This is a genomic window from Candidatus Rokuibacteriota bacterium, assembly GCA_030647435.1.
Taxonomy (GTDB): domain Bacteria; phylum Methylomirabilota; class Methylomirabilia; order Rokubacteriales; family CSP1-6; genus AR37.
Genome location: JAUSJX010000021.1, coordinates 13,310 through 28,836, shown reverse-complemented (window position 1 = coordinate 28,836; position 15,527 = coordinate 13,310). Strand labels below are relative to the sequence as shown.

At 69.2% G+C, this 15,527-nt stretch carries 15 protein-coding genes; 4 read left to right on the top strand and 11 right to left on the bottom strand.

Annotated elements, in window-relative coordinates; all coding sequences use genetic code 11:
* The 9 genes from Q7W02_03945 to tmk all read right to left on the bottom strand — a co-directional run.
* On the bottom strand, nucleotides 1-417 hold a 417-nt coding region (locus Q7W02_03945; GenBank protein MDO8475343.1), incomplete at its 3' end, for an enoyl-CoA hydratase-related protein.
* A 22-nt stretch (nucleotides 418-439) separates the two neighbouring features.
* Nucleotides 440-1,219, bottom strand: a complete 780-nt coding sequence (locus Q7W02_03940) for a TatD family hydrolase (GenBank protein MDO8475342.1) — start codon at nucleotides 1,217-1,219, stop codon at nucleotides 440-442.
* An 18-nt stretch (nucleotides 1,220-1,237) separates the two neighbouring features.
* A complete protein-coding gene (locus Q7W02_03935) occupies nucleotides 1,238-2,275 on the bottom strand; it encodes a DUF5924 family protein (protein MDO8475341.1) in 1,038 nt (345 codons plus the stop codon).
* The gene (locus Q7W02_03930; GenBank protein ID MDO8475340.1) at nucleotides 2,235-2,936 is read right to left on the bottom strand and encodes a YciC family protein; all 702 of its coding nucleotides are present in this window, start codon (nucleotides 2,934-2,936) and stop codon (nucleotides 2,235-2,237) included. Before Q7W02_03930 ends, Q7W02_03935 begins: the two co-directional genes overlap by 41 nt.
* Complete coding sequence (gene metG, locus Q7W02_03925; GenBank protein ID MDO8475339.1) at nucleotides 2,936-4,837, bottom strand: methionine--tRNA ligase; 1,902 nt, start codon at nucleotides 4,835-4,837, stop codon at nucleotides 2,936-2,938. Before metG ends, Q7W02_03930 begins: the two co-directional genes overlap by 1 nt.
* Before the next feature lie 7 nt (nucleotides 4,838-4,844).
* Complete coding sequence (locus Q7W02_03920; protein ID MDO8475338.1) at nucleotides 4,845-6,389, bottom strand: ABC transporter substrate-binding protein; 1,545 nt, start codon at nucleotides 6,387-6,389, stop codon at nucleotides 4,845-4,847.
* Between the two features lie 10 nt (nucleotides 6,390-6,399).
* Nucleotides 6,400-7,284 carry a regulatory iron-sulfur-containing complex subunit RicT gene (gene ricT, locus Q7W02_03915; protein ID MDO8475337.1) on the bottom strand — a complete coding sequence of 295 codons (885 nt, stop codon included), beginning with the start codon at nucleotides 7,282-7,284 and terminating at the stop codon, nucleotides 6,400-6,402.
* Between the two features lie 8 nt (nucleotides 7,285-7,292).
* Nucleotides 7,293-8,297 carry a DNA polymerase III subunit gene (locus Q7W02_03910; protein MDO8475336.1) on the bottom strand — a complete coding sequence of 335 codons (1,005 nt, stop codon included), beginning with the start codon at nucleotides 8,295-8,297 and terminating at the stop codon, nucleotides 7,293-7,295.
* On the bottom strand, nucleotides 8,287-8,925 hold the full coding sequence (gene tmk, locus Q7W02_03905) for a dTMP kinase (protein MDO8475335.1): 639 nt from the start codon (nucleotides 8,923-8,925) through the stop codon (nucleotides 8,287-8,289). Before tmk ends, Q7W02_03910 begins: the two co-directional genes overlap by 11 nt.
* Before the next feature lie 55 nt (nucleotides 8,926-8,980).
* Between tmk and Q7W02_03900 the strand changes: the two genes are divergently transcribed.
* From Q7W02_03900 to Q7W02_03890, 3 genes are all read left to right on the top strand, one after another.
* Nucleotides 8,981-10,294, top strand: coding sequence for a cyclic 2,3-diphosphoglycerate synthase (locus Q7W02_03900; GenBank protein ID MDO8475334.1), 1,314 nt, complete (start codon nucleotides 8,981-8,983; stop codon nucleotides 10,292-10,294).
* Nucleotides 10,295-10,381: 87 nt separating this feature from the next.
* On the top strand, nucleotides 10,382-10,873 hold the full coding sequence (locus tag Q7W02_03895) for a cupin domain-containing protein (GenBank protein MDO8475333.1): 492 nt from the start codon (nucleotides 10,382-10,384) through the stop codon (nucleotides 10,871-10,873).
* Nucleotides 10,870-13,227: a xanthine dehydrogenase family protein molybdopterin-binding subunit gene (locus tag Q7W02_03890; protein ID MDO8475332.1), complete on the top strand. Its 2,358-nt coding sequence runs from the start codon at nucleotides 10,870-10,872 to the stop codon at nucleotides 13,225-13,227. The genes Q7W02_03895 and Q7W02_03890 overlap by 4 nt, the downstream gene beginning before the upstream one ends.
* Here the strand turns inward: Q7W02_03890 and Q7W02_03885 are convergent.
* Nucleotides 13,224-13,907, bottom strand: a complete 684-nt coding sequence (locus tag Q7W02_03885) for a DUF2306 domain-containing protein (GenBank protein ID MDO8475331.1) — start codon at nucleotides 13,905-13,907, stop codon at nucleotides 13,224-13,226. The two genes, Q7W02_03890 and Q7W02_03885, sit on opposite strands and share 4 nt — an antisense overlap.
* Before the next feature lie 126 nt (nucleotides 13,908-14,033).
* Between Q7W02_03885 and Q7W02_03880 the strand changes: the two genes are divergently transcribed.
* Nucleotides 14,034-15,077, top strand: coding sequence for a zinc-binding dehydrogenase (locus Q7W02_03880; GenBank protein ID MDO8475330.1), 1,044 nt, complete (start codon nucleotides 14,034-14,036; stop codon nucleotides 15,075-15,077).
* 18 nt (nucleotides 15,078-15,095) lie between these two features.
* Here Q7W02_03880 and Q7W02_03875 read toward each other — a convergent pair whose 3' ends face one another.
* Nucleotides 15,096-15,527, bottom strand: a complete 432-nt coding sequence (locus Q7W02_03875) for a hypothetical protein (GenBank protein ID MDO8475329.1) — start codon at nucleotides 15,525-15,527, stop codon at nucleotides 15,096-15,098.

Genomic DNA, 15,527 nt, shown 5'->3' with positions numbered 1-15,527 from the left:
CGCGTCGTAGGAGCCCATCATCGGCCCCACCTGCCGGAAGGTCGCCTGATCGCTCGCCACCGTCAGGTCGCACATGTTGGCGAGCACGTTGCCGCCGCCGACGGCGAAGCCGTTGACCATGGCGATGACCGGCACGGGCATGAGGTCGATGAGACCGTAGAGATCCACGACGGGCGGCGTGTTGTGGTAGTGGAGCTGGCCGTCGTTGGGCTCGTGCTCGCCGCCGAGACAGAAGAAGCGGTCGCCCGCGCCGGTCAGCACGACCACGCGCACGCCCGCGTCGTTGCGCGCCTCGTTGAGCGCGGCGATCAGCTCGAGCACGGTCTGGCGCCGGAAGGTGTTGCCCTTGTCCGGGCGGTTGATGGTCAGCCACGCGATCTGGTTCTTGACCTCGTACAGGACGTCGGCATAGGACATGGTCTGGCCTCCGTGATACGGGTTAGGTCAGCGTGATGCGGAAGAGCTTGGCGGCGTTGGCCGTGAGCGCGTCGCAGAGCGCTCCGGCGTCGGCGCTGCGGAGCTCCGCGATGAGCGCGGCCGTCAGCGCGACGAAGGCGGGCTCGTTGCGCTTCCCGCGGTGCGGCGTGGGCGGCAGGTACGGGCAGTCGGTCTCGACGACCAGGCGGTCCTCGGGGACGAACCGGGCGACGTCGGGAAGCGCGCGGGCGTTCTTGTAGGTCACGGGCCCCGCCAGCGAGATGTAGAGCCCCAGGTCGAGACAGCGCCGCGCGATTTCCACGTCCCCCGAGAAGCAGTGCATGACGCCGCCCTGCTCTCCCGCCCGCTCCTCGGCGAGGATCGCGAGCGTCTCGGCGTGCGCGTCGCGGCAATGGATGACCAGCGGCTTCCGCGCGCGGCGGGCGATGTCGATCTGGCGGCGGAAGACCTGCCGCTGGACGTCGGGCGGTGAGAGGTTGCGGAAGAAGTCGAGGCCCATCTCGCCGAAGCCGACGACCTTGGCCTCCGAACGGGCGAGCCGCTCCATCTCCTCGAAATCGGCCTCCGTCGCTTCGGCGGCGTCGTGAGGATGGATCCCGACCGTCGCCCACACGTCGGGCAGCCGCTTCGCGAGCTCTACCGTGGCGCGGTTGGTGTCCCGATCCGTCCCGATCGTCACCATGCCGCGCACGCCCGCCGCGCGCGCGCGCTCGAGGACGGTGTCGAGATCCTCCGCGTAGTCGGGGAAGTGCAGGTGCGCGTGGGTGTCGAAGAGCCGCATCAGGGCCCTAATGATATCTCAGGGCGTGACGGTGAAGCGCAGCCGTCCGATCAGCTGGCCCGAAGCCGTCACCACGTCCACGCGGTAGCGCCCCTCGTAGGGCGGCTTGAGATCGGTCTTCCGCGAGTAGGTCCTGAAGCCCTCCTTGCGCCCGCCGCGCAGCGGCGAGAGCGGCACACGCCCGATGAGCTGCCCGTCCTTCCACCAGACATGCTCGATGGGCTGCCGCAGTCCGGCCGGCGCGTACACGGCGGTGTAGGCCGCGACGCCTCCCCAGCCGGCGACGGTCGACGCCGGGATCGGGCTGTCCACCGGCTCGACAGGCTCGAGCAGGGTGACGCTGCGCGCGGCTGTCGCCATCGCGACGAAGAGCGGCGCCGGCGGCACGGCCGCGCGCCCAACCCAGACAGCCGCCATGGCCACCACGGCGAGCACGGTCGAGCGCGCGTACGCCTGCCGCCACGTCAGCGCCCCCCGCTCGCGAAACACCGGCATCATCGCCACCGCCGTCAGCGCCGCCGCACCCTCGACGGCCAGGATGGGCCGGATGCCGAGCAAGGGCAGCGCCACGTTGAGCGCGGCGAAGATGGAGAAGGCCAGCAGCGCCTGGTTGAGCCACCGGCGAGGGTGGACGACGACCGCGTACCAGGGATCAACCGCTGTCACGAGGGCCCCCGCCACGACGCCGGCGAGAAACAGCGCGTTCAGCGAGTCGAGCGTCGCGCTCGCGTAGTAGGCGGGGAGCACGAAGAGCAGGAGCCCGTGGTAGAGGGACTGAATGGCGTAGTCCGCGGCGCTGAGGATGCGACGCCGGCCGCGGCGCTCGAGCGGCTGGCGAAGCTCGGTGACCGCGGCCACGAGCAGGACGAGCAGGAGGAGGTAGCCGACGATCCACCCCACGTGAGGCAGCCCGCGCTTAAAGACGAAGAGCGTCGCAAATCCCAGGCCGAGCGAGAAGACGGAGATTCCCCAGCGCTTGAGCCAGTCGAGCCGCGTCCGCAGCGCGGCCGGCGCGTCAGTCGGCGGGAGCGTTGGGGATTGCGGTCGCGGCGGCATGCCTGGCTTCGCGGTAGAAGAGGAAGAGCGCGATGGTGAACACGGTCTGCGTCACCGCGATCACGCAGTCGACCAGCACCTGGACGACGAAGTGGTCGGCCGCGCCCGCCAGCGCCGAGAGCGTCATCGCGACGGAGAAGACGGCCACGAAGAGGAAGCCGCCCGTCCAGAAGATGGCAAGGCGGCGGCCGACGGTGAGCGCGTTGCTGGCGCGGAGCGCGGCGCCGAGCGGCGCTCCATCGAGGACCACGAGCGCGTCCACGAACGAGAGCCGGACCAGGGCGAGCACGCCGGGCACGACGAGCGCGATCAGCCCTGCCAGGATGACCGCGCTCGCGACGAGCCGGGCGATGAAGAGCCGCGGCCAGCTGGCGAAGCCGTGCCGCATGGCCTGGACATAGCTGGCGGGCTCGCCGCGCGTGATGCGCGCCAATGCACTCAGCGTGGCAGCCACCACCAGCGGGCCGAAGACGCCTTCCACCATCAGGCCGACCCGGAAGCCCCGCGCGCCGGCATCGGCCACGCCCTTCGAGGTCGCGAAGAAATCGATGTAGTTGATGACCAGGTGGCCCGGCAGCCACACGGTCAGCGCGATGAGCGTGAACAGGTCGAAGTGCCGGGCGAGGAGCCGGAACGTCTCCTTGATGATATCCCGGCGCACTACTTGACCTTGGAGCCCGGGGGCACGTCCTTGTCGAGCGTGAGAAGCGACACGGTGCCCTCGTGCGAGGCGGCCAGCACCATGCCGTTGGACTCGACGCCCATGAGCGTGGCGGGCTGGAGATTGGCGACGATGACGACCTTGCGGCCGACGAGCGGCTCGGGCTCGTACTGCTCCGCGATGCCGGCCACGACGGTGCGCGTTTCCTCGCCGACCTTGACCGTGAGCTTGAGGAGCTTTTTCGACTTCGGCACGCGCTCGGCGGCAAGCACCTCCGCCACGCGGAGCTCGACCTTCATGAAGTCGTCGATGGGGATCTTGACGGGGCCTACCGAGGCGGCCGCCGCCGCCGATTTGGCTTCTTTGCTCACCTTGGCCTCGATTCTCGGGAAGAGGGCAGCCATCTTCTGGACGGCTGGTACGCTCGTGAGCCGCCCCACGACGGCATCCTCGAGCCTCGGCGGCTTCGTGTAGCCGAGCGCGCCGCGTATCTTGGCCGCCGCGTCAGGCACGAACGGATCGAGGATGATGCCGAGAAACTGAAGCGCGTCGGCCAACGTGCAGAGAACCCTCTCGAGTCTCGGCCGCTTCGCGGGGTCCTTGGCGAGCTCCCAGGGCGCGGCCGTATCCACGTAGCGGTTGAGAGCGCCGATGAACTCCCAGATCCCGCCGAGCGCCTTCTGGAACGCAAAATCCGACATCTCGCGGTCGACGACGCTCCGGGCCTGGGCCGCGAGCACATGGATCTGCTGGTCCTCGGGAGTCGGCTGCCCGCCGGCCTCCGTGATGGCCCCGAACCTCGACAACAGAGTCGTGGCGCGGCTTGCCAGGTTGCCGAAGTCGTTGGCGAGGTCGGCGTTGAGACGGCCGACCAGCGCCTCCTCGCTGAAGGAGGCGTCGAGCCCGAAGTTCATCTCGCGCAGGAGGAAGTAGCGGAAGGCGTCGTGGCCGTACTTGTCAGTGAGCTGGAAGGCCTCGACGACGTTACCGACGGACTTCGACATCTTCCCGCCACCGACAGACCAATAGCCGTGGACATGGAGCCGTTTGAAAAGAGGTATTTTAGCGGCCCATAGCATGGCTGGCCAGTAGACACCGTGAGGCTTGAGGATGTCCTTGCCGATCAAGTGCTCTGCGTGCCCGTCCTCCCAAAATTTTCTGTACAGCTTGCCGTCTGGGTAGCCCAACGCCGACACATAGTTGATCAGCGCGTCGAACCAGACGTAGGTCACGTACTGGTCGTCGAAAGGCAACGGAATACCCCACTTAAGCCGTGTCTTGGGTCGGCTGATCGAAAGATCCTGAAGCGGCTCGCGTAGGAAACCCAGCACTTCGTTGCGATAGCGCTCCGGCTGAATGAAGTCTGGGTTCTCTTCGAGATGCTTGATCAACTGGGCTTGGTACTTCGACATCTTGAAGAAGTAGTTCTTCTCTTTGATGAAGTCGAGCGGAGTCTGGTGATCCGGACACTTGCCCTCGACGATCTCTTTCTCAGTGTAGAACCGTTCGCAGCCATAACAGTACCAGCCACCGTACTCACCAAAGTAGATCTCGCCCGCGTCGTGGAGCTTCTGCAGGATCTGCTGGACGACCTTTTGGTGGCGCTGTTCCGTGGTACGAATGAAGTCGTCATATTTGATGCCAAGGCGATCCCAAGTCTCGCGGAACGCCGATGAGATCTGATCAGTAAAGACTGCCGGCGTCACACCGGCTGAATCAGACGCCCGAACAATCTTGTCTCCATGCTCGTCCGTGCCGGTTAGAAGGTACACATCTTCGCCCCGCAGACGCCGGTAGCGGCACATCGCGTCGGCCATGATGGTCGTGCACGCGTGCCCGAGGTGCGGGCGCGCGTTGACGTAGTAGATCGGCGTGGTCAGGTAGAAGGTGCGGTCGGCCATCGAGCCCTTACTTCGCGATCCAGGCGTTCCAGAAGTACAGATACGGGCCCGGCTTGAAGCCGCGCACTTCCTTGCGCGTCACCCAGAGGTCGAAGTAGTCGCCGAACTTGATGCGCCCGACGTCCTCGTAGAACAGCGCCTGGACCTTCTCGATTATCGCGCGGCGCTTCTTGGGGTCGGTCTCCCGCGCCATCTCGGCGAGGAGCTTGTCCTTCTCCTCGAGGCACCACGAGCCCGGCCAGTTGCACTGGACGGCGGTCGCGATGGCCGGGTCGGGGTTGAGCGTGAACCCCGTGGAGAAGATGTCGAAGAGCTCGGGCTTGCCGCGCCGCTGGACCAGCGTCGCCCAGTCGAGGACCTGGAGGTCCACCTTGAAGCCCGCGTCCTCCATCTGCTGCGAGGCCATGAGCGCCGTGTTGTACATCCACTCGTATTCCTTCGTCGTGATCCAGCGAACCGGCTGGCCGGCGTAGCCGGCTTCCTTCAGGAGCTGGCGCGCCTTGGCCTTGTTCCTCTGGTTGTAGCCCGTCGTCCCCGACTGCGAGTGGAACAGCCCCTGCTCGGGGTAGAAGAGCGCGCCGTCGAGCCGGTAGAAGGCCTTGTTGCCGATGCCGGCCGACATGATCGGCTCCATGTCGAGCACGGCCTGGAAGGCCTGCCGCACCTTGCGGTTGGCCATCACGCCTTCCTTGTGGTTCGGCACGGCGGTGATCCAGCCGTAGGGCTTGACGATCTGCGCCTCGAGGACCGGCTGGCCCTTGACGCGGTCGACCTGGTCCTGCCGGATGCTCTGCGCGAAGTTGTACTCGCCGGTCTCCGCGCCGGCCAGCCGCACGGAGGCCTCCGGGACGGGTATGAAGTAGATCTCGTCGATGTACGCCGTGCGCTTCCCGCCGTAGCCGTTGGGCGGCTCGGAGCGGGCCGAGTACTCCTTGAAGCGCGCCAGCCGGACGTGCCGGTCGGGCTTGTGCTCGACGAAGCGGTAGGGGCCCGTGCCGATGTACTCCTTGACCTGGCCGTCGCCGGCGGTGGCGAGGATGTCCTTGGGGTAGATCGCCGCGCCGTTGTTGGGCGAGCCCAGCGCGAAGAGGAGCGAGCCCGAGGGCTCCTTCAGGTAGATCACGACCGTATACGGATCCTTGGCCTCGATGGCCTCGACGTTCTTCCAGATCGCCTTGCCCGGCGTGGCGAGCTTGCCCCAGTGGTGGAGCGACGACACCACGTCGGCCGAGGTCATCTCCTTGCCGTTGTGGAAGCGCACGCCCTTGCGGAGCGCGATGGTGTAGCGACGCCCGTTATCCCCGACCACGTGCCCCTCGGCCAGCATCGGGATCGGGCTCATATTCTTGTCGTACGTGTAGAGCGTCTCGTACATGTGCCACGTGATCTGCTGGGTGATGACGGCGGTCGTCGCGTGCAGGTCGAGCGTCGGCGCCTCGCCGATCATCCCGGCCTTGAGCACGCCGCCCATGCGAGGCTGCTCCTGCGCCGTGGCGGCGGGCGCGGTGGTCAGAAGCGCGAGGGCGGCGAGCATGGCGATTCGAATGATCATGGGTGACCTCTCAGAGTGGTTGGACGTGCGGGCGGCCTTCCCACGTCAGAGCCTCGAGCGGAACCTCGGCCTCGGTGCCATCCTGGAAGCCCACCACCACGGTCTGCTTGAGCACGCGCAGGGAGCGCACCTTACCCGTCATGCACCCCTGCCCGCCGCAGTCGGCCTGGCAGGCCGAGCCGACCTTGGGCAGGTGCTTACGCAGCTGGTCGTAGGTGGAGAACTCGTAGAGCAGGCAGCACTTGAGCCGGCCGCAGTTGCCGAGGAGCCGGCTGTCCGTGAGCGGCATGTCCTGAGCCTTGGCCATCTTGACCGAGATCGGGTCGAACTTCTTGAGATACGACGTGCAGCAGAGCTGCCGGCCGCACGGGCCGATGCCGTCCATGAGCTTGGTCGTGTCGCGCGCGCCGATCTGCCGCATCTCGATGCGCGCGTGAAATTCGTGGGCGAGATCGCGCACGAGGTCCCGGAAGTCCACGCGGTCCTCGGCGTTGAAGAGGACGGTGACGCGGCGGTGCGTCGGATCGATCTCGACGTCCACGACCTTGAGCCTGAGTCCCCGCCCCCGGGCGCGCTTGCGGCACGTCTCGGCGTGCTGGAGCTCGCGCTCGCGGCGCTCGCGCCACTCGGCCACTTCCGCGTCCGTCGCGCGGCGCATCACCTGTCGGTAGAGCCGGCCCCGCTTGAACTCCGGCAGCGGGCGCTTGGGCCGCCTGATCTGGCCCACGGCGGTGCCCTGGCCCGTCTCCACGACGACGAAATCGCCGACGGCCAGGTCCTCTTGATCCGTCACGTGGTCCTCGGCCTGGAGCGGAACGCGCAGCCGCACGCCGATGAGATACGGCAGCTGCGCCTCGGGCTCCACCGCCGCCAGAGTATCAGTGGTCTCGCTCATGACCGCCCCTATGCCGCCTTCGTCAGGCGGCTCAGCAGCACCTCGACCGTGAGCCGAGGTGAGACGCTTCCTTGGATAGCCTGCCACGCTTCACGGCAGGCGGAAAGACCCGCCACGACTTCGTCCAGCGAGCGCCCCGATCCATCCGGTCTCTGGATTTCGTTCGCCTCGGACGGTGGGGCCCCCGCCCCACGACGTCCTGCGGCTCGCTCCTGGATTTCGTTCGCCTCGGACGGTGGGGCCCCCGCCCCACGACGTCCTGCGGCTCGCACTGCATCGCCAAACACCGCGAAACGGGCATCGGCGCCGCCGTGCGCGCACAGAAGATCCCGGTACCACAACCAGCAGGTCTCGACCGCGGCCAACGCCGCCTCGCGGTCGCGGCCGACGGCCTCACCGATCCGGAGGACGGCCTCGACGCCGCCCGTCTGCGCCTGCGCGAGCCATCCGAGCGCGCGCTCCCGGTCCTCGCCGGCGCCGCTGGGCAGGAGCGCGACGGCGCCCTCGGCGGCGCGGGGACGGAAGCGGACGATCTGGCAGCGCGAGAGGACCGTTGCCGGCAGCGCGCGGGCCTGGCTCAAGACCAGGATGATCACGGTGCGCGCCGGCGGCTCCTCGAGTGTCTTCAGGAAGGCCTGGGGCGCCGCCCCCGTCATGGTCTCCGCCTCGTCCACGATGAAGACCTTCCACGGCGCCTCGGCGGGCTTGAGCGACGCCAGCCGCTCCAGCTCGCGGATGTTCTCGACGCGGATGGCGGGCGTGCCCTTGGGGTTGCTCGCGGGCGGCGTAGGGCCGAGGAGGTGGACGTCGGGGTGGAGACCGCGGTCCACCCGCGAGGCGGCGGCGCCGCCCGATGGCGCCACCAGCGCCCTGGCGAAAGCCAGCGCCGTCGTCCTGCGCCCGGCGCCGTGCGGGCCGATGAAGGCCCAAGCGTGCGCGACGCGGCCTCCCTCGACGGCGCGGCGGAGGAGCTCCACCGCCTCGGCCTGGCCCTCGATCGCGTCAAGCGCCACGGCCCGCCTCCTGCTTCAGCAGCAATCCTTCGACCGCGCGGACGACCGCGGCGTGGAGCGCGTCGTTGGGCTGCGCGGCGCTGAGCACGACGACCCGGTTCTTCTCGGCGCGCGCGATCTCGAGATAGCCCTCGCGCACGCGGCGGTGAAAGGCCGGGTCCATCTTCTCGAAGGCGTCGAGCGGGCGGTCGCTGATCCGCCTGATGCCTTCCGCGGGGTCGAGGTCGAGGAGAATCGTCAGGTCCGGCATGACGCCGCCCGTGGCGAGCGCGTTGAGATCCCGGATGGTCTCGAGCTCCATGCCGCCGCCGAATCCCTGGTAGGCGAGCGTTGCGTCGGCGTAGCGGTCGGAGACGACGACGGCCCCGCGCGCGAGCGCCGGGCGGATGACCTGGGCGACGTGCTGCTGGCGCGCCGCCATGAAGAGGAACGTCTGCGTCAGGGGCGTCGGCGCCACGCCGTCCGTCTCGAAGAGACCACGCATGGCCGAGCCGAGCGGCGTGCCGTCGGGCTCGCTGGTCAGGACCACCTCGAGCCCGCGGGCGCTGAGCCACTGCCCCAAGCGCTTGCAATGAGTGGTCTTGCCCGAGCCTTCCACGCCCTCAACGGTGATGAGGAGCCCGCGCATGGCGTAACTCTAACACATTGAAAAATCGACTGTCCCGGTGGATCATGCGCTTGAGATGACAAGCACGCCAACCCGCGTCGTGATCCTCGGAGCGGCCGGCCGCGACTTCCACAACTTCAACGCGGTCTATCGCGACGACGCGCGCGTGGAGGTCGTGGCGTTCACGGCGACGCAGATCCCCGGCATCGCGGGGCGCCGGTACCCGCCGGGGCTCGCGGGCCCGCGCTATCCGCACGGCATCCCTATCGAGCCCGAGGAGGATCTCGAACGGATGATCCGCGAGCGCGGCGTTGACCAGGTGGTCTTCGCCTACAGCGACGTCAGCCACGAGCAGGTGATGCATCTCGCCAGCCGGACACTGGCAGCCGGCGCCGACTTCGCTCTGCTCGGGCCCAAGCGAACCATGCTGCGCTCGCCCAAGCCGGTGGTCGCCGTCTGCGCCGTGCGCACCGGCTGCGGCAAGAGCGCCGTCAGCCGGCGTGTGGCGCGCATCCTGGGCAAGCGCGGCCGGCGCGTGGCCGTCGTGCGCCATCCCATGCCATACGGCGACCTCCTGGCCGAGCGCGTCCAGCGGTTCGCCGCCGCCGCCGATCTCGACCGCGCGCAGGTCACGATCGAGGAGCGCGAGGAGTACGAGCCGCACCTCGAGGCCGGCAGCGTCGTGTGGGCGGGCGTGGACTACGCGGAGATCCTCGAGCGGGCTGCGGCGGAGGCGGACGTCATCGTCTGGGACGGCGGCAACAACGACCTGCCCTTCTTCGCTCCCACGGTCCATCTCTGCCTCGTGGATCCGCTCAGGCCGGGTCACGAGTCGCGCTATCACCCGGGCGAGGCCAACCTCCGCATGGCGCACGTCGCGGTGATCGTGAAGGAGGACACGGCCGGGCCGCAGGCCGTGGAGCGCACCCGCGCGGCCATCCGAGAGATCAACCCAGCCGCGCGCATCGTGGACGCCCGCATGCCCATCCGCATCGAGGACCCCGAGGCCGTCAGAGGCCGCCGCGTACTCGCGGTCGAGGACGGCCCGACCCTCACCCACGGCGGCATGAGCCTGGGCGCCGCGGCGCTCGCGGCGCTCGCACTCGGCGCCACGCTCGTGGATCCGAGGCCCTGGGCCCGCGGCAGCATCCGGGAGATCTTCGCAGGCTATCCCGCGCTCGGCCCCGTGCTGCCCGCCATGGGCTATGACGCCGCGCAGCGCGCCGACCTCGAGGCGACCATCAACGCCGTGCCGTGCGACACCGTGCTCCTCGGCACGCCCATGGACCTGCGCCGCGGTCTCACGCTGCGTCATCCGGTGACCCGCGCGCGATACGAGATGGAAGAAGCCGGGCCGCTGTCACTCGTCGAGGTGCTCGAGGGGCTGTGAGCCCCGTCGACTTCTGACAGTGGCTGTGGTACGACTGTCACGCGGCGATCGTTGCCGGGACGGGCACCACCAGCACCGGAGGAGGCCATGGAGATCCACGAGCTGCTAGAGCGCCGCGTTGCGCGCTTCACGGACCGCGTAGCAGACTGGGACGCCTTCGCGGACGCGCGCGTCGAGGGCTTCCGCCGCGCCCAGCACAGGCTAATCGGCGCCGGCGCCTCGGGCAAGGGCGACGCCAGGGCGATCCCCGCCGAGCACTTCACGCTGTCCATCATGTACGTGCCGCCCGGACAGGGAAACGCGCCCCACACGCATCCCATCGAGGAGGCCTTCTTCATCCTCGAGGGCAAGGTCAAGGTCTTCCTCGAGGACGGCAAGGGCGGCCGCGCCGAGACCGTGCTCGGCAAGTGGGACTGCATCTCCTGCCCGGCCGACGTCGTCCACGGCTTCGAGAACGTGGGCCTCGAGGGCGCGTATCTACAAGTGATGCTGGGCGCCGCCCAGCCGGGACTCATGGGCTACGCCGACCCCGAGCTCGCGAAGCAGCGCGACGCGCATCTCCGGCCGACCCGCGCCTGAGCGGACGCCTGGACCCCAACCCCGGCAAGAAACTGGTCGGCGAGCTGGTCGGCACCTCCGTCCGGCGCAAGGAAGACGACCGGCTCCTGCGCGGCGCCGGCCGCTACACCGATGACTTCGCGCTGCCCGGCATGCTCTGGCTCGCCGTCGTGCGGAGCCCCCACGCTCACGCGCGCATCGCCAAGATCGACGGCTCGGATGCCGCGCGGATCCCCGGCGTCGCCGCGGTGCTGACGCGGGCCGAGCTGCCAGCCCTCGGAGGTTCCGTCCCGCCGCTCGTCCCCGCGCCGGAGTTCCACCCCTATCACCATCCCGTGCTGGCGGCCGAGCGGGTCACGCATGCGGGCGAAGCCGTGGCCGTCGTCGTCGCGGACACCGCGTACATCGCAGCCGACGCCGTCGAGCGCGTCCGCGTGGAATACGAACCGCTGCCGGCGGCGGCCACCGTCGAGGCGGCGCTCGCCCCGGGGGCGCCGAGAGTCCACGAGAGCTGGCCGGGCAACCTGGCGGGAGTGTCCGAATCCGGGACGGGCAGCGTCGCCGACGGCTTCGCCAGGGCCGACGCCGTGGTCGAGATGCAGCTCTACTACCCGCGGGTCGCGGGTATGCCGATCGAGCCGCGCGCGGTATTGGCCTCACACGATCCCGCGGCAGGTCTGCTCACGGTCTGGCTCTCGACCCAGGTGCCTTTCGCGGTGCGGAGCGCCATCGCGGGCGTGCTCGGCATGGCCGAGGAACATGTGCGCGTGATCGCTCCTGAAGTCGGCGGCGGCTTCGGGGTCAAGGGCCACGTCTATCCCGAGGACATCCTGGTGCCTGCGGTCGCGCGGCACCTCGGGCGCCCGGTCAAGTGGATCGAGACGCGGCACGAGCATTTCATGACGGCGGCGGCCGATCGCGACCAGGCGCACAAGGCACGGCTCGGCGTCACGAGGGACGGCGCCATCGTGGCACTAGAAACGGAGTTTACTCGGGACCACGGCGCTCATACGACGCTCGGCGAGGCCATCACCTACAACACCATCAATCACCTGGTCGGCCCTTACCGCGTCCCCAACTTCCACGGCGTGGGGCGCAATGTCGTGACCCACAAGACCTTCGCCGCCGCGTATCGCGGCGCGGGGCGCCCCGAGGCCAACTTCGTCCTGGACCGCCTCCTCGACCGCGCCGCGCGGCAGATCGGCATGGACCCGGCCGATCTCAGGCGGAAGAACCTCGTGCGCCTCGGGGAGATGCCGTGGCGGACGGGGTTGACGTACCGCGACGGCGTGCCCATCGCCTACGACCCGGCGGACTACGTGAAGATGTTCGACCTCACGCTCGAGAAGCTCGGCTACGCGGGCTGGCGCGCCGAGCAGGCCGGGCGCCGCGGGACGTCACACCCCATCGGGCTCGGGATCTCCGCCTACATCGAGGGCACCGGCATCGGGCCCTTCGAGGGCGCCAATGTCCGCGTGGACCCGGGCGGCACCGTCTTCGTCGACATCGGCGTGTCCTCCCAGGGCCAGGCCCACGAGACTACCTTGGCGCAGATCTGCGCCGATGTCCTCTCGGTGCCGCTCGAGCAGGTGGTGATCCGCGGCGGCGACACTCAGCTCGTCGGCTACGGCATGGGCACAATCGCGAGCCGCGTGGCGGCCGTCGCCGGTCCCGCCGTCTCTCGCGCCGCGCACGAGACCGCCCGCAAGGCCAGGATCGTCGCCGCGAGCATCTTCGAATGCGCTCCCGAGGACGTCGTGCTCGAGCAGGGGCGGATCATGGTGGCGGGAGTGCCGAGCAAGAGCCTGCCGCTGGCCGCTGTGGCGAAGGCCGCGGTGCGGAGCCGCGCGCTCGCGGATGCGGGCGGCCCCGGGCTCAACGCCTGCGCCTTCCACTACCCGGGCACCGTCGCCTGGGCCTTCGGCGTCCACGCCGTCGCGCTCGAGGTGGACGTCGAGTCGTGCGCGCTCCGCTTCCTCAAGTACGTCGCGGCGCACGACTGCGGCCGGCCCATCAACCCGATGATCGTCGAGGGGCAGATCCACGGCGGGCTGGCCCAGGGCGTCGGCACGGCGCTCGGCGAGGAGCTGATCTATGACGAAGCGGGCCAACTCCTGACCGGCACCTTCATGGATTACCCGATGCCGCGCGCTTCGATCATGCCGCCGCTCGAGATCCACCACCTCGACTTTCCGTCGCCGGTCAACGAGCTCGGCATCAAGGGCGTGGGCGAGAGCGGCGTGGTCTCCCCCGCCGCCGCCATCGGCAACGCCGTCGAGGACGCGCTCTGGGACCGCGGCGTCCGCGTCACGCGCGTGCCTCTCACGCCCGCGCGCATCTTCGAGCTGCTCCGCGTCGGCAACCCCGCGCGTTAAACCGCCGGCGCCGCCGCCCCGGCCTTGGGGGCGCTGAAGCGGCGCTTGTAGTAGGTGATCCAGATCGCGATGAGGGGCGTGCCCACCATGGTCGGCCAGAGCCAGCGCACCGTCGACGGTAGGCTGTGGAAGTTCACCACCGAGAAGGCCGTGACGGCCGCGATGTAGGACCCGATCATGTTGGCCATGTGCTTGTACCACCACGCCCGCTTGTCGGCCGGCGGACGGACAAATCGCAGGACGTCGAAGCCGGCGATGGAGAGCCCGACGAAGCCGAAGGCGATGGCGACCGTGGAGAGCTCCTGGAATCTGGGCGTCGGCTTGGCGATGCCGAGTATCACCAGTGTCGCGCTCGCCGCGAGCGTGATCCCGGCGGCGGCCCAGTCGAGCGCCGAAGGACGCTGGCCGAGATCGGGGCGCTTGCGATAGAGCACGCGGTAGCCGGAAAGCGCCGCGTAGAAGCTGAACACCGCCGTCAGCACCAAGAACAGGATCGATCTCCAGAAGCCGACCACGATGGCCGTCGCCGCGACCACCGCCATCGCCCAGAAGTAGACCTTGCCCCATCTCCGGTGAGTCGGGCCGCCCTTGAGGGTCATCAGCGCGATCGGCGCGACGACGAGCGCCACCGCGCCCGCCAGGACGTGGACCCACAGCGTGAGCCGTATCGCTGTCTCCATGGAAACCCCCTCTCTCAGCGGCTCTTGTCCCGCCTGGCCGGCGCGCGGTGCCTCCGGAGGCGCCCTTCAGATGATACGCTACGGCTCCTGGCAGCCATCGGATGTCCAAAGGAGGACTCACTCATCATGCGCGGCGTCGTCTTTCTCGGAGAGCGGAAGCTGGAGATCCAGGAATTCCCCGATCCCACCCCGGGGCCGGGCGAGGTCGTCCTCGCCATCAAGGCGTCGGGCATGTGCGGCAGCGACCTGCACCCCTACCGCGCAGCCGGCAATGCCGCGGCCGCGTTGGGGCTGGGCAGCGGCGGGCCCGTCATCGCGGGCCACGAGCCCTGCGGCGTGGTGGCGGCCGTCGGCGCCGGCGTGCCGGCCGGCTTCGCGCCCGTCGGCGCGCGGGTGATGAATCACCACTACAAGGGCTGCGGACGCTGCAAGCACTGCCGCGTCGGCTGGTCCCAGCTCTGTCGGGGCGGCATTACCGTCTACGGCATGACGGGGCACGGCGGCCACGCGCCGTTCATGAAGGCGCCCGCGTTCACCATGGTTCCGCTGCCCGACGAGCTGTCTTTCGAGGAAGGCGCGGCCGTCTCCTGCGGCACCGGCACGGCCTATGGCGCGCTCAAGCGCATCGACGCCTCGGGACGCGACACGCTCGCGGTGTTCGGCCAGGGTCCTGTCGGGCTCTCCGCGACGATGCTGGGGCACGCCATGGGCGCGCGCGTCATCGCCGTGGACGTCTCCGCCGAGCGGCTCAAGCTCGCCAAGGAGTTCGGCGCCGACGCGGTGGTCAATTCGAAGGAAAGCGACCCGGTCGCCGCCATCCACGACCTGACTCACGGCGAGGGCGCCGAGACGACGATGGACTGCACGGGGGTCGCCGAGGCGCGCGTGGCCGCCGTCAGGAGCGCCGGCACCTGGGGGCGCGTCGCCCTTGTCGGTGAGGGCGGCACCGCGACCTTCGACATCAGCCAGCACCTGCTGCGCCGCCAGCTGACCATCCACGCCTCGTGGACCTTCAGCGCGATGGGGCAGGCCGAGTGCGCGCGCTTCATCGTGGACAAGAAGGTGCCGCTCAAGAAACTCCTGACCCACCGCTTCAGGCTGGACGAGGCCGACCAGGCCTACAAGCTCTTCGACACTCAGACAACGGGGAAAGGGGTCTTCGTCTTTTAGAAAACTGCCAGAGGCCGTTCAGGGCTCATCGCGGTCGTGACGGGACAGCCCGAGCATGGCGGCGATGGCCAGGGCCATGCCGAGGGCACAGGCGAGCGCGGACAGCGCACTCCGCCCCCGTGCCCGCTCCACGGTCTGCCATCCCACGGCGCCCGCGTCGTCCTTCGCCATCATCCAGAAGCGCGGCTCGTCACGCGCGTCCTCGACCACCCGGCTCACGCTGCCAACCACGCCGCCGCCCGTTCTATAGGTCACCTTCACCGTCGAGTTCGCCGGCGGCCGCAGGCCGCGCTGCCCGTCCCCGAAGCGGACCTCGCCAATCCCGTCCTCTTCGATGATGACGGCATAGACGCGCTCGTCCGGCCGCGCGCGCCTCAAGCTCTCGACGCGCGTCCAGGCCAGGCCGTCCACCTCGACCGTGATGTCAGGATCGATCCGCTTGGGAGTCAT

Coding starts and splice junctions, on each gene's coding strand:
- Q7W02_03940 (MDO8475342.1), bottom strand. CDS start 1,219: ATGCGGCTCTTCGACACCCACGCGCACCTGCACTTCCCCGACTACGCG.
- Q7W02_03935 (MDO8475341.1), bottom strand. CDS start 2,275: ATGCCGCCGCGACCGCAATCCCCAACGCTCCCGCCGACTGACGCGCCG.
- metG (MDO8475339.1), bottom strand. CDS start 4,837: ATGGCCGACCGCACCTTCTACCTGACCACGCCGATCTACTACGTCAAC.
- Q7W02_03920 (MDO8475338.1), bottom strand. CDS start 6,389: ATGATCATTCGAATCGCCATGCTCGCCGCCCTCGCGCTTCTGACCACC.
- ricT (MDO8475337.1), bottom strand. CDS start 7,284: ATGAGCGAGACCACTGATACTCTGGCGGCGGTGGAGCCCGAGGCGCAG.
- tmk (MDO8475335.1), bottom strand. CDS start 8,925: ATGCGCGGGCTCCTCATCACCGTTGAGGGCGTGGAAGGCTCGGGCAAG.
- Q7W02_03900 (MDO8475334.1), top strand. CDS start 8,981: ATGACAAGCACGCCAACCCGCGTCGTGATCCTCGGAGCGGCCGGCCGC.
- Q7W02_03895 (MDO8475333.1), top strand. CDS start 10,382: ATGGAGATCCACGAGCTGCTAGAGCGCCGCGTTGCGCGCTTCACGGAC.
- Q7W02_03885 (MDO8475331.1), bottom strand. CDS start 13,907: ATGGAGACAGCGATACGGCTCACGCTGTGGGTCCACGTCCTGGCGGGC.
- Q7W02_03880 (MDO8475330.1), top strand. CDS start 14,034: ATGCGCGGCGTCGTCTTTCTCGGAGAGCGGAAGCTGGAGATCCAGGAA.
- Q7W02_03875 (MDO8475329.1), bottom strand. CDS start 15,527: ATGACTCCCAAGCGGATCGATCCTGACATCACGGTCGAGGTGGACGGC.